This window comes from Sulfitobacter sp. (assembly GCF_039977885.1).
In the GTDB taxonomy this organism is placed as follows: Bacteria; Pseudomonadota; Alphaproteobacteria; order Rhodobacterales; family Rhodobacteraceae; genus Sulfitobacter.
In genome coordinates this window covers 132,521-156,425 of the sequence record NZ_JBDWCI010000020.1, presented here as the reverse complement: position 1 = coordinate 156,425, position 23,905 = coordinate 132,521, and the positions used below count along the sequence as shown (strand labels likewise).

The window sequence follows — 23,905 nt, the reverse complement described above, 5'->3', positions numbered from 1 at the left end:
ACCGAAATGAAGAGGCCCGGCGTGCAATGACGCGCTGGGCCTTTTTGCACGATCTTTAACTCAGGCGCGGTGGAGTAAGCTCTGCCCGTATCGGCCGCAACCCAAGGCCAGAAAGCAGGGATATGTCCGGACTTTCCATTGATAAGCTCTCTATGCGTTTTGATTTGCCCGGAGGCGGATCGGTGCAGGCGCTCAAGGACGTATCACTTGATCTCAAAGCGGGTGAGTTGCTCAGCGTGCTTGGCCCGTCGGGCTGTGGCAAGACAACATTGCTCAATATTGTTGCAGGTTTTTTGGCCCCGACCGAGGGGAAGATGACCCTGAATGGCCACGACATCAAAGGCCCTGATGCAGAACGCGGCATGGTGTTCCAGCAGGGTGCGTTGTTCGAATGGATGAGCGTGCGTGAAAACGTAGGCTTTGGCCCCTCGATGAAGGGGATGCCCGCCAAAGAGAAGGCGGAGATTGTGAACCACCTTCTGGATGTGGTCGGTTTGCAGGACTTCAAGGAAAAAGCCGTCTACGAGCTGTCAGGCGGGATGCAGCAACGTGTGGCGCTTGCCCGTTGTCTGGCCAATGATCCAGATGTGATTTTGATGGATGAACCGCTGGGCGCGCTGGACGCGCTGACGCGTGAAAAGATGCAAAGCCTTGTGCTCAAACTGTGGAAAGAGACGGGTAAAACGATCATCCTGATCACCCACTCTGTCGAAGAGGCCCTGCTGCTTGGTGAGCGCCTGATCGTGATGGCTCCGCGCCCGGGTCGCATCCACAAAGAATACCGGCTGCCATTCGCCGAAATGGGCGTGGAGGCTGATCTGCGCGAAGTGAAGAAACACCCCGATTTCGCGGTCAAGCGCGAGGAAATTCTGGGCATGATCTGGGATATGGAAGAAGAGATTATGGGCCGCACGGAGGAAAAAGCATGACGGGTTTGTTCGTACTGGCCGTCTATATCGGCATATTCGTCGTTGCTGCATTCGTCGTCACGCGGATCAGCGCGGGGATCAAGGATTACACCTCGCTCAAGACGGTTACCTTCGGGGATGAAAGCGCCGTGCGCCCGAACCGCTGGGCGGGCGTCATCTCGATCCTGACGCTGTTTTTGCTGTGGGGTATGTTCACGGGCTCTGAGTTGATCCCAAGCTCTTTGCACGCACCAGCCCCCTTTGCAGGCAACACATCCTTCACCTACACAGTTGAGGTCAACGGTCAGACCGATACGGCGACGGTGGATGTGCTGGTTTTTGACCGCGAAGAAAACCCCGACACGCCCGAGGTCGCACCGGGTGAAGGGATTGCCAAAAATGACAGTATCAAAGTGGCGCAATACCGCAGCAAGCTGGTGTCGTTCGACGCGAATGATGATTTCAAAAAATCCGACGGGGCCAAGATCATTGCGATCAACGACACCTCGGTGGTTCCCGGCGATACCGTTGCTGTTGAGGGCGGATCTGTCACCATCTCTGACAAAGGCACGCCCAATTTCCAGCCTGACAATGGCTACCAGATGGAGCCGCTGTATTTGCCCTCTCCCGAGGCGGTGATCGCGCGCACGGGCAAGGTTCTGGAAGAAGGCTTTCGCGGCACAACGCTGCTGGGTCACCTTGGCTGGTCGCTGTTCCGCGTTGTGGTGGGCTTTATCTGCGGGGCCATCGTAGGCATTCCGTTGGGCTATGCCATGGGGCTTAGCAATTGGTTCCGCGGTTGGTTTGATCCGATTGTGGAATTCATGCGCCCCGTCCCGCCATTGGCCTTGATCCCGCTGGTGATCATCTGGGCGGGGATTGGTGAGACGGGCAAGATTATCCTGCTGTTCCTTGCAGCCCTCTGGATCATGGCCATCGCTGCACGCTCTGGTGTGTCCGGTGTTAATATCTCGAAGGTACATGCCGCCTATTCGCTGGGGGCCAGCAAATGGCAGATCATGCGCCATGTGATTGTGCCCAACTCGCTGCCCGAAATCTTTACCGGCGCGCGTGTGGCCATGGGCGTGTGCTGGGGCACAGTCGTTGCGGCCGAACTGGTCGCTGCAGAAAAAGGTGCAGGCATGATGATCATGGTCGCCTCCAAGTTCCAGAATACGGACATTGTTATCTTGGGCATCATCCTGATCGGTGTCATCGGCTTTGGCATTGATATGCTGATGCGCATGGCCGAACGGTTCATGGTGCCATGGAAAGGCAAAGGCTGATCCGGCCCAAGTCCGCTTTCTTCCTGATCACGCAAAAAGGCCGGTGCAAATGCTCCGGCCTTTTTAGTATATTTAAACGAGTGTCCTAAAAGTCTACTTCTTTGGGCCCTTCGGGCGGCTTGGCTTGCTGTCTCCGCTGCGCTGGGCGATTGGTTTGCCTGTTTTTTTGCCCTTGCCCGGAGGTGTGAAGCGCTTGGAGGCATCCGCCGCGCGGTTGTAGCCGCCCTCAGATTTCGGGGCGCGATCGGATGCGCCTTCCTTGGCCGGTTTTTTCCAAACGGCCTTTGCGCCTGACTTGGCCTTTCCTGAAGGTTTGTCACCGGCCGGTTTTGCACCTGTAGGCTTGTCGTTCCACGCGGGCTTGGCCTTTGGCTTTTCACCGGATTTCATCGGTGTCCGCTCGGTCTTGTGAGACTTGGGCGGGCGGGTGGCGTCGCGTTTTCCCTTGGCTGGGGCACCGTGGCGCGGTTTCGGGCTATAGCCTGCATCATCATCTTCGCGTCGTGGTTTGGGTTTGCGCGCAGGCTTTGGTGCATCCGGATCATAGGATGGCTTGCCACGGTGTGCCGGTTTTGGCCCTTTATCATAGGCAGGCTTGGGCCCACGCTCGCCGCGTCCTGCGGGTTTGGGGCCAAAGTCTGGCACGCCATCAAGACGGGTCAGGTTTACGCCGTCTTCGGCTTTCATATCAGGCCCAAGGGCCGCGACCAGCTTGGACACAGCGCCCTCAGCGACTTCAACATAGGAATGGCGCGGCTGCACGCGGATCGCACCGATATCGTCACGGGTCATGTCGCCCACGCGGCACAGCATCGGCAGCAAGGTGCGCGGCTCTGCGCCGTCATTGCGACCGGTTGAGACGGTAAACCAGACCGATTTGCCAAACTCCATGCGCGGCGCGCTGTCTTTGCCGTCACCGGGGTTGGACAGCTCTTCAGGTGCCGAGCCGCGGGAGCGGTGCAGGTTCACAAAAGCGGTGGCCAATTGCTCGGGGGTGTAGCGCTCGGCCAAAGTTTGCACGAATTCGACCGCATCTTCGGGCGCAGGTGTGGTCCATGCGTCATCGTTCAGCAGGCGTTCTTGATCGGCGGCATTCACTTCAGCAGCGGAAGGGGGCAGGGCCCATTCAACTTTCAGCTTGGCCCAGCCCAACAGACGCGTCGCTTTTGAGCGCATTTTGGGCGGCACGATCAGCGCAGAAACACCCTTGCGGCCCGCGCGGCCTGTCCGACCAGAACGGTGCAGCAGCGTGTCGGCGTTTGTTGGCAGATCAGCGTGGATCACCAGCTCAAGATTGGGCAGGTCGATCCCGCGCGCGGCAACATCGGTGGCCACACAAACGCGGGCACGCCCGTCGCGCAGCGATTGCAGTGCGTTGGTGCGTTCTTGCTGTGACAACTCGCCCGACAGAGCCACGACGGAAAAGTTGCGGTTCGTCAGACGTGTGGTCAAACGGGCCACAGCCGCACGCGTGTTGCAGAAAACAATCGCGTTCTTGGCTTCATAAAAGCGCAGGATGTTCAGGATCGCGTTTTCCGTGTCCCGCGGGTTTACCGTGAGGGCGCGATACTCGATATCGGCGTGCTGTTTGGTGTCCGAAATAACCGACACGCGTTGCGCATCGCGCTGATAACTTTGTGCCAGTTTCGCAATCGCGGCCGGAACGGTTGCGGAAAACAGCAGCGTGCGGCGGCTGTCAGGGGATTCGCCAAGGATGAATTCCAGATCCTCGCGGAACCCCAGATCAAGCATTTCGTCCGCTTCATCCAGCACAACAGCGCGGATATCGGTCAGGTCGATGTTGTTGCGTTTGATGTGGTCACACAGGCGGCCCGGCGTGGCCACAACGATATGCGCGCCACGGTCCAGCGCGCGGCGTTCGGTCCGGGTGTCCATACCGCCGACACAGGTGGTCACAATGGCCCCTGCTTTGCCGTAAAGCCATGTAAGCTCACGACTTACTTGCATCGCCAATTCACGGGTAGGCGCGATAATAAGCGCCAGCGGCGCGCCTGCGCGGCCAAAATGCGTCTGGTCACCCAGCAGTGTGGGCGCAATGGCAAGGCCGAATGCAACGGTCTTGCCCGAGCCGGTTTGAGCGGAAACCAACAGGTCTGCGCCGTCGAGTTCAGGGGCAATTACGGCCTCCTGAACGGGTGTCATTGTTTCATAGCCTTGCGCGGCCAGTGCGTCTGCGATCGTCTGAATCAAGGGATTTTCCTGAGCGGATAAGAGTAGGGTTGGCCTGCCCCTACTGTGTTGAGGCCTATTTGTATATGGGTGATTTGTCACCGGCAGAGGTCTGCCTGACGTGGAGAGGGCAGAAAGCGGGCCATGAAGCCCGATAAAAAGGGGCTGTAAAAATGGGGACTTTCATGTAGAACAAAAAGAGAACAAAGTGGAGGAATGCATGATGACCGATTCTTCTGGAGCCAAGCTTGTGAGGCTGACCCAACCGCGCGGCAACAGCTGTGCGCCCCCCTTGGGAGAGGCGCAGGCGGTGCTAAAGGATGCGCTGTCGGCCAAGCCATTCGATGCGGCAGCGACGGCATTTGTGCTGGCCTGTTTGCCGCGCGACAAGAAAGGGCCTGTGCTTTGGGTGCAGGACCGGTCCTCACGGCTCGAGAACGGGCGCGTTTACGGTCCGGCGCTCAAAGGGGTGACATTGCTGCGGGTCGAGGTCAGCCATGCGCGCGATGTGTTGTGGGCGATGGAAGAAGGTGCTGCCTGTGCGGGACTGTCTGCTGTGGTGGGCGAAGTGCACGGCGCGCCGCCGGTTCTGGATTTCACCGCGACCAAACGGCTTGCCCTGCGCGCCGAGGCGTCTGGCGTGCCGGTCTGGCTGATCCGCTCGGGCGAGGCGGAAGGGCTGTCGGCGGCCCGCGAACGGTGGCGCATCGGGTCTTTGCCATCCGAGGTGCATCCCCACAACGCCGCAGCCCCCGGCGCACCCTTATGGGAGGCCGAGCTGTTTCGCGCACGCGGGCGCAGTCCGGGCACATGGGCGGTACGCGATGACGGACGCAGGGCCACAGGGGCGCATCATCTCCGTTTTCTTCCCCGATCTGGCGATGGACCGCTGGAAGCGGATTACCAGCGCACAGCGCACGCTACCGGATGAGGTGGTGCCGGTTGTGTTGGCGGTATCGGGGCGTCACGGGCCGGTAGTGCATGCGGTGAACGCCGCAGGTGCCGCGCGGGGTATCATGACGGGGGCGCGGGTGGTCGATGTGCAGGCGGTTCACCCCGATCTGCATGTGGAACAGGCAGACCCGCGTGGCGATGCCGCGCTGTTGGACCGTTTGGCGCTATGGGCGCGGCGCTGGTGTCCGTGGACGGTGGCCGAAGCGGACGGTATTTTGCTCGACGTGCGGGGCGCGGCGCATTTGTTTGGCGGCGAGGCGCAGATGTTGCGCGACATGCACACGCGGTTCGCAATGCAGGGCTTGGGTGCGCGGTTGGCTTTGGCTCCTACGCGGGGGGCAGCGCAGATGTTGGCGCGGTTTGGTGCGCAAGGCGTGATCTGTACCCCGCAGAATATAGCTGAGGCTTTGGCCGCCTTGCCGGTCGCGGCGCTGCGGCTGAGTGTTGATGCGGTTCGGCTGCTTGAACGGTTGGGCCTCAAGACAATCGGCGCGCTAGAAGCCGTTCCGCGTGTGGGGCTGATGCGGCGTTTTGCGGGCAGGCCTGAGGCAGATAACCCGCTGGTCTTGCTGGACCGTGCGCTGGGGCGTAGCGCCGACCCTCTGGATGCGCCGCCTGATGATGTACGCTGGCTGGCGCGTGTGCGCATGCCCGAGCCGGTGATTGATCCGCTGCCATGGTTGGACGCGCTTGCAGAGGATTTAGCCGCCCGGCTCGCTCGCGCCGAATTGGGCGCACGGCTGTTGCGGTTGACGATTTACCGCGTGGATGGTGAATGGCGCAGCCGCGATGTGGCCACGGCCAGTGCCAGCCGCGATGCGGCGCATTTTGTGCGGCTGGTGGCGCGCAAGTTGGAAGGGATTGATCCGGGGTTCGGCTTTGATTTGATGACGCTGGAGGCTTTGCGCAGCGAAGCTTTGTCGTTGCATCAGGATCGTTTGGATGGTGCGCGCGATAGCAGCGCAGATGTGGCTGCTTTGCTGGACCGTCTGGCGGCCAAGCTGGGGCCGTCCAGGGTGACGTGGGCCGCGTGGGTGCACAGTCACAAACCCGAGCGTGTCGAGGGCAGGGTGCCTGCGTTGGCAGGGGCGGCGCAGGCGCTGCCGGATATCCTCAAAGAGCGTCCTTTGCGCCTGTTTGAACCACCAGAAGAAGTTGCCGTGCTATATGCTGTGCCTGAGGGGCCACCCGCACGGTTTTCATGGCGCAGGGTGACGTTTCTGATGCTGCGGTTTGAGGGGCCAGAACGGATTGCGCCGGAGTGGTGGCGGGATCGGGCCGGTACGCGGTTGCGCGACTATTATAAGGTCGAGGTGACGGACGGGCGGCGACTTTGGCTGTTTCGGGACGGTGTTGTGGGCGACGCGCGAGGCGGTGATCCGCGGTGGTTTGTGCAGGGGATGTTCGGGTGACGGCGCGCGCGTTCACGGGCGCCCCGCCCTCCGCCTCATAGGTGTGCCATGCCGCAGCAAGAAGGACACAAGCGCCGCTCCATTGACGATGAAGACCCGTTTCACTGGAACGCGCCCGGCCCTTATGTGGAGCTGGGGCTGGCCACGTGCTTTTCGTTTTTACGTGCGGCATCGGATGCGGTGGACCTCACGGCCACGGCCAATTTGCAGGGCTATCACAGCATTGGCGTGGCGGATCACAACACGCTGGCGGGGGTGGTGCGCGTCCATACCGAAGCGCGCACCGCAAAGGTGCGGCCCATTATTGGGGCGCGTTTGGTGTTGCTGTGCGGAACCGAGCTGCTGGCCTACCCGCGTGACCGTGATGCCTATGCGCGGCTCAGTACGCTGTTGTCGCGCGGTAAGATGGTCGATGCGCAGGGCGGCTGGCAGGCTAAGGGCGAGACGCATCTGACGTTGGAGATGGTCGCAGCACATAGCGAGGGCGTGCAGCTGATCGTGATGCCGCCTGACAATCTGGACGTTTTTGCCGCAGGGCTGGGGCGTTTGTGCAATGCGCTGCCGAGGCTGCGCCATGTGGGGGCGGCGTATCTGTACCGAGGCGACGATGTGGCGCGGATCAACCGTCTGGATGCGCTGGCGCGCAGTCATGGTCTGGGGATATTGGCGACGAATGACGTGCTGTATCACACGCCTGCGCGGCGGCCTTTGCAGGATGTGATGACCTGTATCCGTCACGGAAAAACGATTGAAACAGCCGGTTTTTTGCTAGAGGCGAATGCAGAGCGTTACCTCAAACCACCCGCCGAGATGTGTCGTCTGTTTGCGCCGTGGCCCCATGCCATCGCGGCCACGCGTGCGGTGGCCGATGCCTGCACATTCTCGCTGGATGATCTGCAATACGAATACCCTCATGAGATCGTGCCGCAGGGCCGCAGCGCCATGGAAGAGCTGGAGCGGCTCACATGGGAAGGGGCCGCCCGGCGCTATCCGGATGGGGTCAGCGCGCATGTCACCGCCACGATTGAAAAGGAATTCGCGCTGATCCGGTCGAAAAAGATCGCCCGCTATTTTCTGACCATCAATGACATCGTGCGCTTTGCACGCGAAGAAGCGCAGCCGCCCATTTTGTGTCAGGGGCGTGGGTCTGCGGCGAATTCTGTGGTGTGTTTCTGTCTGGGCATCACCGCTGTGGACCCCGAAGAGCATGATGTTCTGTTCGAGCGTTTCCTGAGTGAGGAGCGCGATGAGCCGCCAGACATTGACGTGGATTTCGAGCATGAGCGCCGCGAGGAAGTCATCCAGTATATGTATGCCAAATACGGGCGTGCGCGGGCGGGGTTATGTGCGACCGTGATCCATTATCGCCCGCGCAGCGCCATCCGCGAGGTGGGCAAGGCGATGGGCCTGTCCGAAGATGTGACCACTAAGCTGGCCAGCACGGTCTGGGGCAGTTTCGAGGGGCAGATGGGGGATGCGCGGGTCAAGGATGCAGGCATGGACCTATCCGATCCTTACCTGCGCCGCGTGATCGCGATTGCGCGGCAGATGACGGGGATGCCGCGGCATTTGAGCCAGCATGTGGGCGGCTTTATCCTGACCGAACGGCCTTTGACAGAGATGGTCCCGATCGGAAATGGGGCCATGCCCGACCGCAGTTTCATCGAATGGGACAAGGACGACATTGACGCGTTGGGCATCTTTAAGGTCGATATTCTGGCGCTGGGGATGCTGACCTGCATCGCGAAGGTGTTTGATCTGCTCGGCGCGCATTACGGGGCGCGGCATGATCTGGCGAGCATTCCAAGCGATGATGCGGATACTTATGATATGCTGTGCGCTGGCGACAGCCTTGGGGTGTTTCAGGTTGAGAGCCGTGCGCAAATGGCCATGTTGCCCAAGTTGCGGCCGCGCCGCTTTTATGATCTGGTGATCGAGGTGGCGATTGTGCGGCCGGGTCCTATTCAGGGCGATATGGTGCACCCTTATCTGCGCCGCCGTCAGGGGATCGAAGGGGTGAGCTATCCCGCGCCGGGGCCCGAGTATCCGCAGGATGAGCTGTTGCGCATTCTAGGGCGGACCTTGGGCGTGCCGATCTTTCAGGAACAGGCGATGAAAATCGCGATTGATGCGGCGCGGTTTTCGCCCAAGGAGGCCAATGAACTGCGCAAGGCGATGGCCACGTTCCGGTCACGTGGAACGATCGAGTTGCTTCAGAAAAAGATGGTGGGCCGGATGACTGAACGCGGTTATGACCGCGACTTTGCCGAGAGATGCTTTAACCAGATCAAGGGCTTCGGGGATTACGGTTTTCCCGAAAGCCACGCGGCGAGCTTTGCCAAACTGGTCTATGTCTCAAGCTGGATGAAATGCCACTATCCGGCGGCATTCGCTTGCGGCTTGCTCAATAGCCAACCGATGGGGTTTTACGCCCCCGCCCAGATTGTGCGCGATGCGCGTGAACACGGCGTGGAAGTCCGAGATGTGGATGTGAACTATTCCGATTGGGATTGCACATTGGAACCCTGCGAAGGTGGCTTTACCCTGCGTCTGGGGTTGCGGCAGGTCGACGGGATGCAGCGGGAAGCCGCAGGACGGATCATGGCGGCGCGTGATGTGCCGTTCACAGATGTGGGGGACCTCAAAGCGCGTGCTCGGTTGGACCGAGGTGCTATCGGTAAACTGGCGGCGGCGGATGCGTTCCGCTCGTGTGGGATCGACCGGCGGCAGGCGCTGTGGCAGGCGCAGGGCTTGCGCGATGCGCCCGCGCTTGCCTTGTTCGAACACGCCGAGACAGCAGGCGAGGGGGCCGAGCCGCAGGTCGCATTGCCTGCCATGGCGCAGGCCGAACATGTGGTGGCGGATTATCAAACCCTGCGGCTCAGCCTCAAGGCGCACCCGATGTCGTTTTTCCGCGCCAGCCTGCGGCAGCAAGGGTTTGCCAGCTCTCACAATCTGATCCACATGCGCCACGGGCAGCGTGTTTCATTGGCGGGGTTGGTGTTGGTCCGTCAAAAACCGGGCAGCGCCAAGGGTGTGTGTTTTATCACGCTCGAGGATGAGGACGGCGTCGCTAATTTGGTGATCTGGCCCAAGATGTTTGAGCATTACCGCGCCTTGATTATGACCACGCGGCTGATGGTTGTGCATGGCCGTGTGCAGACGGACGGGCGGGTGATCCATGTGGTTGCTGACCGGCTTGAGGATCGCACAGAGCGGCTTGATACGCTGTCGGAAGATGCCGTGCCCGCGACGAATGTACAGGGCGGGCATCCGACGCCCTCTCATGTTGGTGGGGCGCGCAAACATCCACGCGATGTGCGCGTGATACCGAAATCGCGTGATTTCCACTGACCAAATGCTCGTCTAAGGTGGGGGGAGTTGCAAGGAAAGACCCCGTATGAACAACCCTGTCTATGATACGCTATTTGCGCCTCACGCCGGTAAAGAGACGCCATTTTTATATCTGCCGGATGGGGCCACGCTTACCCATAGGGATTTTATACGCCGCGCGGCACAGTTGGCGCATGCATTGCGCGGGTGTGATGTGCAAACGGGAGATCGCGTGGCGGTTCAGGTGGAAAAATCTACCGATATGTTGGCGCTTTATGCTGCCTGCGCGCAAGCGGGCGCAGTATTTTTGCCGCTCAATACGGCCTACACCGCTCGTGAGCTTGGCTATTTCGTGAGCGATAGCGGTGCCGCGCTTTTGGTTGGTGACCCTGCTCGTGCGGAAGAGCTGCAAGTCGTTGCAGATGAGGCGGGTGCGCGGTTTATGACGCTGCACAGTGGGGGCGGCTCGCTCAGCGATGCTGCTGATGGCCAGCCGGATCACTTTGAAACGACAGCGCGGGAAGTCGGGGATTTGGCCGCGCTTTTGTATACGTCTGGGACCACTGGGCGCTCCAAGGGGGCAATGTTAAGCCATGGGAACCTCATTTCGAATGCGGCGACGCTGACCGACCTGTGGCAGTTCACCGAGGCTGATGTGCTGCTGCATGCATTGCCGATCTTTCATACGCATGGGCTGTTTGTTGCGACAAATGTGATGCTGATGTCAGGGGGCGCGATGGTTTTCATGCCAAGGCTCGACATCGACCAATTGATCGACTGGATGCCACGCGCCACGGCGATGATGGGGGTGCCGACTTTTTACACCCGCCTGCTGGAGGATGCCCGCTTTGACCGCGCTTGTGCGGCGAACATGCGGTTGTTCATCTCGGGCTCGGCCCCCTTGCTGGCGCAAACGCATGTGGCGTTCGAGGAGCGTACCGGCCACCGTATCCTTGAACGCTATGGTATGACCGAAACGAATATGAACACCTCCAACCCCTATGAAGGCGAGCGGCGTGCAGGTACTGTCGGGCTGCCCCTGCCGGACGTAGAGCTGCGCATTGCAGATGCGGAGGGCACCGAGCTGCCACGCGGCGAGACCGGCGTCGTTGAAGTGCGCGGCCCCAATGTATTTTCCGGGTATTGGAATATGCCCGAGAAAACAGCGGAAGAATTGCGTGGGGACGGGTTCTTTATCACTGGCGATTTGGGCGTTCAGGATACCGCAGGCTACGTCACGATCGTGGGGCGGGGCAAAGATCTGATTATTTCTGGCGGCTACAACATTTACCCCAAAGAGCTTGAGCAGATCCTTGATGCGCAGCCCGATGTACTGGAGAGCGCGGTGATTGGTATCCCCCATGATGATCTGGGGGAGGTCCCGTTGGCGGTTTTGGTGCCGGAGGCGGGGCAGCAGATTGATCTGACTGTAATTGAGGCAGCAATGACCGAGGCGCTTGCTCGTTTTAAACAGCCGCGTGCGTATCGGCTTGTGGAAGCGCTGCCACGCAATACGATGGGGAAAGTGCAAAAAGTTGCTCTGAGGGAGGCGTTTAAACGTGGTTGATTTGGCAAAGAAAGCGTTTCTGACTGCGTTGTTTGATGAAGCGGTCGCGGCGGCGGATGCCCATGCGGCATTAGCCCAAAACCTGCCCGCGCAGCCCAAAGGGCGCACGGTTGTTGTCGGTGCAGGCAAAGGGGCTGCACAGCTTGCTGCCGCCTTTGAAGACCTGTGGGAGGGTCCGGTGGAGGGCGTGGTTGTCACACGCTACGGCTATAGCTGCCCCACGCGCAGCATCCGTGTGATGGAGGCCGCGCATCCGGTGCCGGACGCTGCTGGTTTGGCGGCAACACAGGCGCTTTTTGACGCTGTCGCCAATCTGGGGCCCGATGATTTGGTGGTGGCGCTGGTCTGTGGTGGCGGTTCTGCACTTTTGCCGTGTCCTCCTGCAGGGATGACATTGGAGGACGAGCAGGCATTGAACCAGGCATTGCTGGCGTCAGGGGCACCGATTGGTGTGATGAACGCGATCCGCAAGCACGCAAGCGGGATCAAGGGCGGTAGGCTTGCCGCGGCGGCTCATCCCGCGCGGGTGGTGAGCCTTGTTGTCTCTGATGTGCCGGGGGACGATCCGGCACAGGTGGCCTCTGGCCCGACGGTTCCCGATGCGGTGTCGTTGACGGATGCGCGCGCGATGATTTCTGCGCGCGGGATCGTCTTGCCAGAGGCTGTAATGGCCGCGCTTACTCCCGCGCCCATGCCGGATGACGCTGTGTTTGCGCGCAATGAAGTGCATGTGATTGCCTCTGCCCGTTTGTCGCTGGAGGCCGCTGCACAAAAAGCACAGGCGCTGGGCGTGCCTGCGGTGATTTTGTCAGACGCGATTGAGGGCGAGGCCGAAGTCATCGGCCAAATGCACGCTGCTATTGCACGCGAAGTGATCACACAGAAGCGCCCTTTTACAGCGCCGGTTGTGATCCTGTCCGGAGGGGAGACAACCGTCACCCTACGCCACAGCGATGGGCGCGGCGGGCGCAATACGGCCTTTTTGCTGGGTTTTGCTCAGGGCATCGACGGCACCAAAGGCATCACAGCGCTTGCGGCGGACACGGACGGAATCGACGGGTCCGAGGATAACGCAGGTGCCTTTGCTGACGGTGGTACGGCACAGGTTATGCGGGCCGCAGGTGTGAACCCTGCAGATGCGTTGCGCCGCAATGATGCATGGGGGGCATTCGACGCAGCAGACACGATTTTTTGCCCTGGCCCTACAGGTACGAATGTGAATGATTTCAGGGCCATCCTGATTGATGAGACTGATTGCTGAGCTGCGTAGGGCTAATGTCGGACTTGGTCGGAAAAACCTCATATCGGTTGGGTGGTTGCCTGTGCAGCTTTTCGCTAGGCAACCACCTTTAGAGGTATCCGTCCTATTTAAATCTCAACGACAACCTTGCCGATGGCTTTGCCGCTTGTCAGGCGATCATAGGCATCACCAACCTGATCAAGGTTGTATGCCGTGTCATCGAGTAGAGGCTTCAGTGCGCCGGCGTCGACAATCTTGGCGAGCTTTGTCAGGATCTCACCGTGCTTGGCGCGACCTTGCCCGCTGAGCATTGGCAACAGCATAAAGACGATGTGCAAGGACAGGCCTTTGAAATGTGCCGGTGACAGATCAATTTCCAAAAGCGATACAGTGGAGGCGATATTTGCATTGAGCGCCGCGGCCTCGAAAGAGTTGGTCATATTGCTACCGCCAACGGTATCAAAGATCAGATCAAAGCCCACGCCATCAGTATACTTTGCGACGTAGTCGGCAATCTTTTCCGAGGTATAGTTGATCGGAGTGGCACCATAGCCTTTGATGATCTCGATCTGTTGGTCTTCGGAAATGGTGGCATAAACGTTCGCACCAAAATACTTGGCCAGTTGCACGGCCAAATGGCCAACACCGCCTACGCCACCTTGAACGAGAGCCTTTTGGCCCTTTGTGATGCCGGCCCGTTCAAGCCCTTCAAGGGCGGTGATGCCAACCAATGGCATAGCCGCCGCTTCGCGCATCGAGATAGATTTAGGTTTGCGGGCGATCAGTTGGGCATCAGCCAACATAAATTCAGCCAGCGCACCTTGGAGATTGGCCAGACCACCTGCGCAGCCATAGACTTCGTCGCCGACGGCAAATTCGGTGACGCCTTCGCCGATCTCTTCGACGACGCCCGCGAAATCCATCCCCAACACAGCGGGGAGCGCAGGAGAGAAGGCAAGATCGGTGCCCATTGACCGGATCATTGTGTCAACGGTATTCACGCTGCTTGCTGCAATGCGCACGACCACGTGGCCTGCGGTCGCGGTAGGTTTGGGCAGTTCTGCAATTTCGAAGGTTGCGGTTTCGCCGTAGGATGTAAGGGTTGAAGCTTTCATGGGAAGTATCCTTGGATAAGTTTGAAGTAGGTTATGTGAGGGGGCGTGGTACGGTTGTGTCCTAGAACGGGGCAAAGCCGTCTTTGGGGGCCGTTGGAACAGTCCAGCGTTCTTTGGCGTCGATGGCATCGTAGGCTGCGCCAAACGAAGGCACCTGACCGTTTTCGCCGTAGAGCCATAGAACAAAGTTTGTCCTTTCACCTTGGGTGATAGGCATGGATTCATGTGGCACGCTGCCGTGGTGGATCAGCGCTTTTCCGGGTGCAAAACCCAACTCGGCGACCTGACGGGTTTCGCGGTCAAAGAACTTTACGCCCGATCCTGAGAACGCTTCGCCCGGAAGATTGAGGTTGATGTTCAACGTCACCGAAGATGCATCCGTGTGCGCCCGCAACGATCTGTCCGCATCCGCCTGCCACTGGATCGAAAAGCCGAAGGTTTGTGCGTCGTACCCGACAATATCGGGGAACAAGAGCCGCGATATGGGACGCATGTAGGCGTCCATCAAGTCACGGTAAAAATCCTGAAAATTCGGTGCGGCAAGATACCCCTCCGAGCGGCTGTCCAGCATTGCGCCACCACGGTTGAGCGAAATGCCATAGGGTGGGCGTAGCGGGATATTCGCGTCAGCAACGCTTTCAAGATAGTCACGCAGGACCGATAGGCGGGCGGGATCAAAAAATTGCGCTTCAAAGACACCGGGAAAGACTTCTGTCCAAAGGTTTCTGACAGCGCTCTCCTTGCTGGGGTCTTGCCAAGCCTGCGTGATGGCATCGCGCAATTGCGGGTCATAAAGGCTGCTGTCCAGAATGGGGGCTTGGCCGGTGCTGGCCTCCCATTGCGCCCATGCGTCCTGAAATAAGGGGGTGTTTTGGGCCCAGAATTTCTGAACCGCCGGGCTGCGTTGCAACATTTCGTCACGCGTAGGACGACTGATCGCGCGGGCGCGTTCGAGGGCGTTGGTTTGCATTGTCTGTGCTCCTGATGTGGCCGTGCGTGGCACCGGCCCGAATGAGAATGTTCGTCGTCGGTGATTAGCCAAGCGTGGCTGCGGCCTCGTCGAGACCTTGCATCACCTTTGCGCTGTGAGCGGCATCAAGTGCCGCCGCATTTGGCTGGGCGAATTGCTGGCTGTCGTTGTCAAAATATTTCCCGCTGGCCATAGCAAAACCCGCGCCCACAGCCGCTTCGCGCAAGATGTTCGCGCCGATGCTAAGATCGCTGCCCGCAACGCCAAAGCCCTCTTTGACCATCTTGGATGCCAACAAAGAGCCCGGGTTGACCGCGATGATTGCGGGGCCGTCGGGCAGCTCTTTCGCCATTTCACGCGACCAAATGGTGAGCGCCAGTTTGCTTTGCGCATAGGCGTCCATATCGCTCAGCGGGTTGCGCCCGTGCAGCGCATCCAGATCAACGGGCGATTGCGCCGCCGAGGACAGGTTCACAACGCGTCCGTCTTTCGCGATGATCGGCAAAAGGTCACGGGTCAGCACATAGGAGGCAATCGCGTTCACCATAAAGCGGAGGTCGTATCCGCCTTTGGTCACGGTGTTTTGGGTCTTTAGGATGCCTGCGTTGTTGATCACGACATCAACCTGATCGTGATCGGCGCGAATGGCGTTGGCCAATGCGTGAACATCAGCCATATTTGACAGATCCGCGATGTATTGCGCGACAGGGCCTTTGATTGTTTTCGCCGCCGCCTCCAACTTGGCTGCATTACGTCCGTGCAGCAGGACCTTGTGCCCTTCGGCAGCAAGGGTTTGCGCGGTCAAAAGGCCGATGCCGTCAGTGGAGCCTGTGATGAGAATTGTCTTGGTCATTGGGTAAACTTTCTATTGTGGTCCCAGCTTGGGGAGTTAGGCCGCGTAACGGACCAAAATGCGGCTCTCGATGCTGCGTCGAACGGTGTGAATGTCTGGATCTTCGATCATGCCCAAAGCACTATGGGCGAACGAAGGCAGGCCGCGATTGTCGAAGATGTTAAAGAAAGCCACATCATCGGGGGTCATTTTAGACATATAAAGCCAGTCATGCTGCGGGTTCGCGGCGATGCCCATAATCTGGCCCTTGCGGTCGGGATAAATTAGGTCGAGCAAAATTCAGTCCTGCATGGCGACACTGGTAGGGCGGATAAATCCCAGTGGCGCTGAATTGATGGGTGCGCCGACCGGCCGCCAGACGTTGACGAATGCATAGTGGCCTTTGGCCCAGTCAGCGGCCTTGTCTTCCCCAAGGATATCAATCAGCCGCTTTTCAGCCCCCTCAATGCTGTAGTCGCTATGCACATTGCGGGCCGGTGCGCGATCTGCGTTCGGGTCATCCACACGCAGCGTGTGGTCAAACACGATAACATCCTGCGCGCCGATTTCGGATCGAAGTAGCGTTGTCAGCTCAGCGTCATAAGTGTCCTGCCACGCGTTGCCTGTGAACGATGACACAACAGTGGGGAATGTTGTAAATCCGACAGAGGTTTTCTCGAACGAGACACCGGCTTTGACGTCGCGCACATCGCGAACCGGCACCTGTGTTGGTGCAAGCTCGGGTGAAATTAGATTGCCGACAACCCCGCCGGCATCAAGTTCGAATGACTGACGGTTAGGTTTATGCACATGGTAATTTACGGTCGCGATCTGGGCCATCGGAAGCTCCTGTGTCTGTTATGCAATCAGACTTATCACTTCCAAAATATATATAAATAACTCATATATGAATTCAGTATTCTGAAAAAGTATAAAATATGGACACGCAATCCCTCCGCCTTTTCGTTCTTGCCTGTGAGACACTGAACATCAGCGCCGCAGGCCGCGCGCTTGGCATGGCGCCTGCTGTGGCAAGCACGCGCATTGCAAAGCTGGAGCATCTCGTGGGCGCAGACCTGTTGCACCGTTCAACCCGCAAAGTGTCGCTGTCGTTAGAAGGCCGGGACTTTTTACCATATGCACGCGAAATGATCGCTCTGGAGGAGACCGCACTCGCAGCACTCGGGGCAGGGCGGCCAACGATCAGCGGCACATTGCGCTTTGCCGCGCCCAGCACCTTTGCGCAGCTCTATATCGCGCCGCTGTTGCCGATGTTTATGGATCAGTATCCGGACCTTCGTCTCGACCTGCATCTTTCCGACGCCGAGTTTGATCTCATCGAGGGGAGTTACGATCTGGCGCTGCGCAACGCGGTTCTGGCCGATAGCAATCTCACCGCGCGCAAGCTGGCTGATGATGCGCGCATCCTGTGCGCTTCCCCTGCCTATCTTGAGCGCTATGGCGTCCCCAACGCGCCCGATGATTTGGCCAAACACCGTCTGATAGCCTTTAAAGATATCGAACCAAGAACGCTCGTCTCACAAGACGGCGCACAGGCCCAATTCGATCCTAAACATGCAGCCCACTATCTGATCGTGAATGATGGTTTGACGCAAAAGCTCACCACTCTCGACGGCGGTGGTATTTCAATTAATTCCATCTGGGCGGTACAAAAAGAGCTCTCCAATGGCAGCCTGACGCGCATTTTGCCTGAGTTCGAGCTGGCTAGTAAACCGGCGCTTTGGCTGATCTATCCCAAAAGCAATGTCGTTTCTGCCAAAGTGCGTGTGTTCATGGATTTCTTGATCGAACATTTCGGGCGTCAGATTGTAGCACATCAAATATCCTGATCCGACGTCTTACGAGACCCATAGATTTTGCAGTTTGGACCGCACCCCTGTTTGCCGGAGGCTCCACCTCATGAATGGAGCGTCATGGGCAATCTTCCTGCAAAAGGGAAAACTGCGCTGCCGCCAAAGGGCTATCATGGTGTGCTTATCAAAGAAGGATTGGTGGAGCATAGCGGGATCGAACCGCTGACCTCCTGCATGCCATGCAGGCGCTCTCCCAGCTGAGCTAATGCCCCAAATCACGCAAGCGTGGTTGGTATCTCTTGTTAGAGACCTGAGTGTTGCACCTCGTCAGAGGTACTGCGCCGTGTACTAGGCACAAGCGGCAGCGGGATCAAGCGAAAAAAGCACAATCCCGCCACATCATATTACGAGTCGTCAGTCTCGGACGCGACATCCGCAATTTCTTCAAGCGGAACTGTATCTTCGTCGTCTTCATCGTCGTCCAGCAAGTCGTCGTCCAGATCTACATCGACGTCGTCGTCATCTACCAGATCATCATCGTCCGCCACGACTTCGGAAGCCTTGGCTTTTGCTGTTGCTGCATCTTCTGCATCAGCTGCGATCATGCGGGATTTCGACTGGTCAACTTCCACGATCTCGCCTGAGTAGGGGCTGATGATCGGGTTCTTGTTCAGGTCATAGAAACGCTTGCCCGTGGTGGGGCACAGGCGCTTGGTTCCCCATTCTTCGTTGGGCATGGTATTCCCCTTTGATACTTAAGTGTTGTGTCTAGATGATTCAGCGCAATTGCCATATGCAAAGGGTGCTGTCCAGTCTAAAGCCGTTTTGCCCCAGATCGCGAGGCTTCGAATGTCCGACCCTCACCTGCTTGGTGACCCTCCCATCCCCTTGCTGTTGCGGCGTTCCGCGCAGGCCAAACGGATTTCGCTGCGCATCAGCCAGTTGGACGGACGCGTGACGTTGACCATGCCGAAACGGCTGGCAGAGCGCGAAGCGCTGGATTTTGCGCGCAGCAAAGAGGCATGGATTCGCAAGCATCTGGAGGCGCGCGGGGAGGATGTAATGGTGGGTATCGGTGCCGAGGTTCCACTGGGCGGGAAAAACTACCGCGTGCAGGCCGGCACAGGGCGGCGGGTCGAGATCACGGCTGATGGCATTTTTGTGCCCGGTCCTGCGGCGCGGGTCGGTGCGCGCCTGTCTGCGCATCTCAAGGAAATCGCACGGGACAGGCTGGCAGGGGCCAGCGACGACTATGCCGCGCGGCTGGGGCGGTCTTATGCGCGGTTATCGCTGCGCGATACGCGTTCGCGTTGGGGGTCATGCACCTTTGATGGCGGGCTGATGTATTCGTGGCGGCTGGTGATGGCACCGCCAGAGGTTCTGGATTACGTCGCCGCTCATGAGGTGGCGCATCTGGCACAGATGAACCATTCGCCGGCCTTTTGGGCGGAAGTGACGCGCATCTACGGAGATTACACTGCGCCGCGCCGCTGGTTACGCACCCATGGAAGCACGCTGCACCGTTATAAATTCGGGTGATCCTGTCAGGAGGCATGGCGAGGGGCGATAGGGCTTGACCCGATCCTGTGATGTGATCACACAAAGGCATGTCCTTTACCCACCGCCCTGCTGATCCGTCTTTGCTGACCCATGACCGTGTCTACCGTCATTTGCGGTCACGCGTTATGCATGGGGATATTCCACCCGGGCACGCGCTGACATTGCGCGGCATCGGGAAGGAGTACGAGGTTTCGATGACCCCCGCGCGTGAAGCTGTGCGCCGTCTGGTGGCAGAAGGCGCGCTGAGCATGTCCAGCTCTGGCCGCATCGCGACACCCGAGCTGAGCAATGAGAGAATCGAGGAATTGGCGGCCTTGCGTGCGCTGATCGAAGTCGAGCTGGCCAGCCGTGCATTGCCGCGGGCGCATCTGGCGTTGATCGAGAGGCTGCAAAATATCAACGCAAAGGTGGCCGAGGCCGTCGCGCACCGCGACGCGGTCAGCTACATCCGCACCAATCTTGAATTTCACCGCACGCTTTACTTGCGTGCCCAAGCGCCAGCCATGCTTGCCATGGCTGAAACCGTCTGGCTGCAAATGGGGCCGACCATGCGGGCGCTATACGGCCGGTTGCGCCGGACGGAGCCGCCGCAGTTCCACCGTCTGATTATTGCGGCCCTGCGCGCGGGGGATGAGCCGGGGCTTCGGTTGGCGGTGCGTTCTGATGTGACGCAAGGGTTGCGGATGTTGGCCAGTTGACGCACGCGGGGCGGTTGTTCACAGTGGCAGCATGACACAGCGCCGTACCCTTTCTTTGTATTATTCCATCGGTCCCCTTTAAGGCGGTCGACTATTCCCATCTTTTTTGTCGCCCTGCCGCTTGGCCGCAGGAGGTTTGGGCGGGGGCGGTGAGGGATGGAGTGCCCGATATGATCCCGATCCAACCCATAACCGAAAGCGATCTGCCTGATGTGGTGGCGATGATCCATGCGCTGGCGGCGCATCACGGGGATGTGGCGACGGTCACGCCAGAGGACTTGCGTCGCGATGCGCTGGGGCCACATCCGTGGCTGCATGTGCTTGTGGCCAAAGGGAGTGGTTATTGCGCCTTGCACGGTCAGGCGCAGTTGCACTTCGGCGTGCGGGGCATGGAGGTGCATCATTTGTATGTGCATCCCGCTCAGCGCGGGGCCGATATCGGGCGGGCGTTGATGCACGCGGCGCAGGCATATGCGCAAGGGCTTGGCTGTCGCTATCTCACGGTGGGCACGCATGTGGACAACACGGCGGCGCAGGCAATGTACCGTGCCATTGGTTTTGACCGCCTGGACCGAGAGGGCCCGCGGTTTCGGGTGAAATGGTGAATAGGGTTAAGAGGCGCTTATTTTGCGGATGAAGGTCGCTTGGGCTTGGGTGTCGGGAATTGTAACACCGCGCTGTGCGCTGACATGGGTGATGGCCTGTTCTGCGCTGTATCCCAGATAACCTAGCACAGCGCAGGTCAACATGCCCGTGCGCCCGATGCTGGCGCGGCAATGTACTGCGACATGTGATCCTTCACGGATGTCGGCGGCGACGCGCTGTGCGAATACAGCAAAGGCTTTGCCCTGCGGGAGCTGCATATCCGGGATAGGGTGATTGAGGAATGTGATGCCAAGGGCCGCACAGGTTGCGGATTGGGCTTTGAGGCCGAGAGAGGCGGCCTCGGCGGGTTCAAGAAGAGAGATGACCGTATCTATGCCTGCGGCTTGAACTGTGGCTAAATCATCATGCAGCGCCTTGGGGCGCAGCATGATGGATAGGGACCCGGGCAGAGCGCGGGCAAGGGGGTAGAGCTGGCTCAGGCGGCCAGCCCCCGATCGCCCATGTCGAGGTATTTATCGCGCCGATCTTTGATCAGTGCTTTGGCGTCCTTGCCGTCCAGCGATTTGAGCATTTCGTCGATCGCAACAGCAACCGCGTCAATCGCTGCCTTGGGATCGCGGTGTGCGCCGCCTTTGGGTTCGGCGATGATGCGGTCGTTGATGCCCAGTTGTTTGAGGTCCTGCGCGGTCAGGCGCAGCGCTTCGGCGGCTTCGCGCATCTTCTCGGCATCCTTCCACAGGATCGACGCGCAACCTTCGGGCGAAATCACGGAGTAGACCGAATGTTCGAGCATGGCCACACGGTTGGCCGTGGCAAATGCCACCGCCCCGCCAGAGCCACCTTCGCCGATGATGACGCTGATCAATGGCACGCCGATCTCAAGGCATTTTTGCGTGGCGCGTGCGATGGCCTCGGATTGGCCGCGCTCTTCGGCCCCTTTGCCGGGATAGGCACCGGGGGTATCAACCAGCGTGATAACCGGCAGGCCAAAACGGTGGGCCATATCCATAAGGCGCACAGCTTTGCGATAGCCTTCTGGGCGGGCCATGCCGAAATTCCGCTCGATCCGCGAGGTAGTGTCGTTGCCTTTCTCATGGCCAATCACCATCACTGGACGGTCGTTGAAGCGCGCAAGCCCGCCCATAACGGCCTGATCGTCGGCAAAGTTACGGTCGCCGGCAAGTGGCGTATATTCGGTGAACAGCGCCTCGATATAGTCTTTGCAATGGGGGCGGTCGGGGTGACGGGCCACCTGACATTTGCGCCAGGGGGTGAGGTTTTTGTAAAGATCCTCAAGCATTTTGGCCGCTTTCGCGTCCAGGGCTGTGGCTTCTTGTGTGACGTCTGTTTCAGGGTCACGCCGCGCCATTGCGCGCAATTCCTCGGCCTTGCCTTCAATCTCGGCAAGGGGTTTTTCGAAATCCATATACTGGGTCATGCTACGCTCCGCACTGGTATTTGCCCCTTATATGGCGTGCCTGCGCGGGTGATGCAATGTCACTCAGAACCCAAGCACAGGGTAGAGGGACAGAACAAGCAGGGCGGCCATGGTCCAATTGTAAATTGCAAGCCGTCGTGGATTGGTCAGGAGGCGCTGCAACTGCTGCCCCGCAAGTGTCCAGATCGAGACAGAGGGCAGGTTTATAACGCCGAAGATCAGCGCCGCAACACCCAGCCACAGCAGCGAGGCGTCGCCGACGTAGACAGTGACCGAGGTGAGGGCCATGGCCCATGCTTTCGGGTTGACCCATTGAAAGCCTGCAGCTTGCAAAAAGCTCATGGGGGTCCCTGCGTCCATGTCTTTGGTGAGGGGGGCTGCATGTGCGATTTTCCATGCCAGCCAGAGCATATAAACGATGCTGGCCAGTTTCAGTGCGTCATAGATTGCCGGAAATCGGTCAAAGAGCTGGGTTAGGCCGCTGCCCACAGCGAACATCATCACAATAAAGCCGATGGATATGCCGGCCATATGAGGCACGCTGCGCCAGAAGCCAAAGTTTGCCCCCGAAGCCATCAGCATCAGGTTGTTCGGCCCGGGCGTAGCCGAACTGACAAAGGCGAAAAGCGCAAGCGCTGTCAGGGTTTCAAAGCTCATAATGCTTTGTGGGGCAAAGATAAGAGAAAGAAAACCGCAGGTTTTGATTGGCTCGGCTGCCTTGAAACAAACTGTTTCCATTGGCGCGCCTTGCATTGCTGATTGGTGCGTGGACAGAATGCGGCAGAAATTTGTTCAAAAGGTGGCGCTATATGGCTTTGATGAATTATATTCTGGTCGGGGTGCTTGGGACTATTTTGGCGGTTGCGCTTTATGCTGCCAAATCTGACTTTTCGCGCAGCGGTGCGAATGATCCGCTGGATGTCATAAGCCACGTTTGAGGCACCAGCCGTTTGAAACGGCGCGTCGCGAGTGACACGCCGTCTTTATCGGGCTTATGAGGCTGCAATCATTTCGGATTGGCGGACGATGACTTCGGCCTGTTTGATTGAGGCGATATCGACCAAGCGCCCTTTATAGACTGTTGCACCTTCGCCATTTGCCTTGGCCTGTTCCATCGCGGCAAGAATTTCGCGGGCTTCGGCAACGGCAGCCTCGGAGGGGGTAAAGACTTCGTTGCTGATGGCGATCTGCTTGGGGTGGATCGCCCATTTGCCCACCATGCCCAACGTAGCCGAACGGCGCGCTTGTGCCCGGCATCCTTCATCATCCGAGAAATCGCCAAACGGGCCATCCACGGGCAGGATGCCATGGGTCCGGCAGGCCGCGACAATCGCGGTTTGCGCCCAGTGCCATGGGTCGGACCAGTATTTGGTGCCTTCCCGCAGCATATAGTAGTCTTCCTGTGTGCCGCCGATGCCTGTCGTCTGCATCCCCATAGAGGCCGCGAAATCCGCGGCACCAAGGCTCATCGCTTCAAGGCGCGGTGAGGCGGCGGCAATCTCTTCCACATGGGCGATGCCTGCCGCGCTTTCGATGATCACCTCAAGGGCGATGCGTTTGGTGCGGCCTTTGGCGGCTTCAATCGCGCTGACGAGCGCATCAACGGCATAAACATCCGCCGCGCAGCCGACTTTGGGAATCATGATCATGTCCAACCGCTCGGAGGTCTGTTCAAGCAGGTCGACCACATCGCGGTACCAATAGGGCGTATCGAGGCTGTTGATCCGAACAGACACAGTCTTGGTCCCCCAGTCGAGGGTGTTGATCGCCTCGATTATGTTGGCGCGGGCCAAGTCCTTGTCGCTGGGGGCCACGCTGTCTTCTAGGTCAAGATTCACTACATCCGCCGCCGAACTGGCCATTTTTGGGAATAGTTTGGTGTTTGAGCCGGGGCCAAATAATTGGCAGCGGTTCGGGCGGGCAGGCGGCGTTGGCTGTAGGCGAAAGCTCATGTGGGGAATTCCTTTGGGACATAAAGTGTC

Annotated in this window: 23 protein-coding genes and 1 tRNA gene; 12 read left to right on the top strand and 12 right to left on the bottom strand. The window is 59.0% G+C overall.

What is annotated here, in order from left to right; translation table 11 throughout:
* The first annotated feature begins 122 nt into the window (after nucleotides 1-122).
* Nucleotides 123-929, top strand: coding sequence for an ABC transporter ATP-binding protein (locus ABJM03_RS14410; protein ID WP_348418543.1), 807 nt, complete (start codon nucleotides 123-125; stop codon nucleotides 927-929).
* Between the two features lie 5 nt (nucleotides 930-934).
* The gene (locus ABJM03_RS14405) at nucleotides 935-2,194 is read left to right on the top strand and encodes an ABC transporter permease (RefSeq protein WP_348419140.1); all 1,260 of its coding nucleotides are present in this window, start codon (nucleotides 935-937) and stop codon (nucleotides 2,192-2,194) included.
* A 93-nt stretch (nucleotides 2,195-2,287) separates the two neighbouring features.
* On the opposite strand, the gene ABJM03_RS14400 is transcribed toward ABJM03_RS14405, so the two are convergent.
* Nucleotides 2,288-4,405: a DEAD/DEAH box helicase gene (locus tag ABJM03_RS14400; protein ID WP_348418542.1), complete on the bottom strand. Its 2,118-nt coding sequence runs from the start codon at nucleotides 4,403-4,405 to the stop codon at nucleotides 2,288-2,290.
* A 202-nt stretch (nucleotides 4,406-4,607) separates the two neighbouring features.
* Between ABJM03_RS14400 and ABJM03_RS14395 the strand changes: the two genes are divergently transcribed.
* From ABJM03_RS14395 to ABJM03_RS14375, 5 genes are read left to right on the top strand one after another with little or no spacing between them, the layout of a single operon-like run.
* Entirely contained in the window at nucleotides 4,608-5,315 is a 708-nt protein-coding gene (locus ABJM03_RS14395) for a hypothetical protein (protein WP_348418541.1), read from the top strand.
* Nucleotides 5,209-6,750: a DNA polymerase Y family protein gene (locus tag ABJM03_RS14390; protein WP_348418540.1), complete on the top strand. Its 1,542-nt coding sequence runs from the start codon at nucleotides 5,209-5,211 to the stop codon at nucleotides 6,748-6,750. Before ABJM03_RS14395 ends, ABJM03_RS14390 begins: the two co-directional genes overlap by 107 nt.
* A 48-nt stretch (nucleotides 6,751-6,798) precedes the next feature.
* Entirely contained in the window at nucleotides 6,799-10,104 is a 3,306-nt protein-coding gene (locus tag ABJM03_RS14385; protein WP_348418539.1) for an error-prone DNA polymerase, read from the top strand.
* A 46-nt stretch (nucleotides 10,105-10,150) separates the two neighbouring features.
* Nucleotides 10,151-11,650 (top strand): malonyl-CoA synthase, encoded by a 1,500-nt coding sequence (locus ABJM03_RS14380; protein ID WP_348418538.1) that lies wholly within the window; start codon nucleotides 10,151-10,153, stop codon nucleotides 11,648-11,650.
* 1 nt (nucleotide 11,651) lies between these two features.
* A complete protein-coding gene (locus ABJM03_RS14375) occupies nucleotides 11,652-12,911 on the top strand; it encodes a glycerate kinase (protein ID WP_348419139.1) in 1,260 nt (419 codons plus the stop codon).
* Nucleotides 12,912-13,018: 107 nt separating this feature from the next.
* On the opposite strand, the gene ABJM03_RS14370 is transcribed toward ABJM03_RS14375, so the two are convergent.
* The 5 genes from ABJM03_RS14370 to ABJM03_RS14350 all read right to left on the bottom strand — a co-directional run bounded on the left by ABJM03_RS14370 (nucleotide 13,019) and on the right by ABJM03_RS14350 (nucleotide 16,647).
* The gene (locus ABJM03_RS14370) at nucleotides 13,019-14,005 is read right to left on the bottom strand and encodes a zinc-dependent alcohol dehydrogenase family protein (RefSeq protein WP_348418537.1); all 987 of its coding nucleotides are present in this window, start codon (nucleotides 14,003-14,005) and stop codon (nucleotides 13,019-13,021) included.
* Between the two features lie 61 nt (nucleotides 14,006-14,066).
* Nucleotides 14,067-14,975 carry a 2OG-Fe(II) oxygenase gene (locus ABJM03_RS14365; protein WP_348418536.1) on the bottom strand — a complete coding sequence of 303 codons (909 nt, stop codon included), beginning with the start codon at nucleotides 14,973-14,975 and terminating at the stop codon, nucleotides 14,067-14,069.
* A gap of 64 nt (nucleotides 14,976-15,039) precedes the next feature.
* Entirely contained in the window at nucleotides 15,040-15,828 is a 789-nt protein-coding gene (locus ABJM03_RS14360; protein WP_348418535.1) for an SDR family NAD(P)-dependent oxidoreductase, read from the bottom strand.
* 36 nt (nucleotides 15,829-15,864) lie between these two features.
* On the bottom strand, nucleotides 15,865-16,104 hold the full coding sequence (locus ABJM03_RS14355) for a hypothetical protein (protein ID WP_348418534.1): 240 nt from the start codon (nucleotides 16,102-16,104) through the stop codon (nucleotides 15,865-15,867).
* Nucleotides 16,105-16,107: 3 nt separating this feature from the next.
* Nucleotides 16,108-16,647: a CmcJ/NvfI family oxidoreductase gene (locus ABJM03_RS14350; protein WP_348418533.1), complete on the bottom strand. Its 540-nt coding sequence runs from the start codon at nucleotides 16,645-16,647 to the stop codon at nucleotides 16,108-16,110.
* Between the two features lie 98 nt (nucleotides 16,648-16,745).
* Here ABJM03_RS14350 and ABJM03_RS14345 point away from each other — a divergent pair, with 98 nt between their 5' ends.
* Nucleotides 16,746-17,657: a LysR family transcriptional regulator gene (locus ABJM03_RS14345; RefSeq protein WP_348418532.1), complete on the top strand. Its 912-nt coding sequence runs from the start codon at nucleotides 16,746-16,748 to the stop codon at nucleotides 17,655-17,657.
* Between the two features lie 160 nt (nucleotides 17,658-17,817).
* Here ABJM03_RS14345 and ABJM03_RS14340 read toward each other — a convergent pair.
* Together ABJM03_RS14340 and ABJM03_RS14335 are read right to left on the bottom strand one after the other, a co-directional pair.
* Nucleotides 17,818-17,893, bottom strand: a tRNA-Ala gene (locus ABJM03_RS14340).
* 132 nt (nucleotides 17,894-18,025) lie between these two features.
* Nucleotides 18,026-18,358 (bottom strand): TIGR02300 family protein, encoded by a 333-nt coding sequence (locus ABJM03_RS14335; protein ID WP_348418531.1) that lies wholly within the window; start codon nucleotides 18,356-18,358, stop codon nucleotides 18,026-18,028.
* Nucleotides 18,359-18,470: 112 nt separating this feature from the next.
* Between ABJM03_RS14335 and ABJM03_RS14330 the strand changes: the two genes are divergently transcribed.
* The 3 genes from ABJM03_RS14330 (at nucleotide 18,471) to ABJM03_RS14320 (ending at nucleotide 20,484) form a co-directional block, all read left to right on the top strand.
* Nucleotides 18,471-19,160 (top strand): SprT family zinc-dependent metalloprotease, encoded by a 690-nt coding sequence (locus ABJM03_RS14330; protein WP_348418530.1) that lies wholly within the window; start codon nucleotides 18,471-18,473, stop codon nucleotides 19,158-19,160.
* Nucleotides 19,161-19,228: 68 nt separating this feature from the next.
* The gene (locus ABJM03_RS14325; RefSeq protein WP_348418529.1) at nucleotides 19,229-19,879 is read left to right on the top strand and encodes a GntR family transcriptional regulator; all 651 of its coding nucleotides are present in this window, start codon (nucleotides 19,229-19,231) and stop codon (nucleotides 19,877-19,879) included.
* Between the two features lie 170 nt (nucleotides 19,880-20,049).
* Complete coding sequence (locus tag ABJM03_RS14320) at nucleotides 20,050-20,484, top strand: GNAT family N-acetyltransferase (protein ID WP_348418528.1); 435 nt, start codon at nucleotides 20,050-20,052, stop codon at nucleotides 20,482-20,484.
* A 6-nt stretch (nucleotides 20,485-20,490) separates the two neighbouring features.
* On the opposite strand, the gene ABJM03_RS14315 is transcribed toward ABJM03_RS14320, so the two are convergent.
* The 3 genes from ABJM03_RS14315 to ABJM03_RS14305 all read right to left on the bottom strand — a co-directional run bounded on the left by ABJM03_RS14315 (nucleotide 20,491) and on the right by ABJM03_RS14305 (nucleotide 22,580).
* Complete coding sequence (locus ABJM03_RS14315) at nucleotides 20,491-20,913, bottom strand: hypothetical protein (RefSeq protein ID WP_348418527.1); 423 nt, start codon at nucleotides 20,911-20,913, stop codon at nucleotides 20,491-20,493.
* Nucleotides 20,914-20,960: 47 nt separating this feature from the next.
* Entirely contained in the window at nucleotides 20,961-21,923 is a 963-nt protein-coding gene (locus tag ABJM03_RS14310; protein WP_348418526.1) for an acetyl-CoA carboxylase carboxyltransferase subunit alpha, read from the bottom strand.
* Between the two features lie 63 nt (nucleotides 21,924-21,986).
* A complete protein-coding gene (locus ABJM03_RS14305; RefSeq protein ID WP_348419138.1) occupies nucleotides 21,987-22,580 on the bottom strand; it encodes a LysE family translocator in 594 nt (197 codons plus the stop codon).
* 152 nt (nucleotides 22,581-22,732) lie between these two features.
* Between ABJM03_RS14305 and ABJM03_RS14300 the strand changes: the two genes are divergently transcribed.
* Complete coding sequence (locus ABJM03_RS14300) at nucleotides 22,733-22,861, top strand: hypothetical protein (protein WP_348418525.1); 129 nt, start codon at nucleotides 22,733-22,735, stop codon at nucleotides 22,859-22,861.
* 54 nt (nucleotides 22,862-22,915) lie between these two features.
* Here the strand turns inward: ABJM03_RS14300 and ABJM03_RS14295 are convergent, their stop codons facing one another.
* Complete coding sequence (locus tag ABJM03_RS14295; RefSeq protein WP_348418524.1) at nucleotides 22,916-23,875, bottom strand: L-malyl-CoA/beta-methylmalyl-CoA lyase; 960 nt, start codon at nucleotides 23,873-23,875, stop codon at nucleotides 22,916-22,918.
* Between the last annotated feature and the right edge of the window lie 30 nt (nucleotides 23,876-23,905).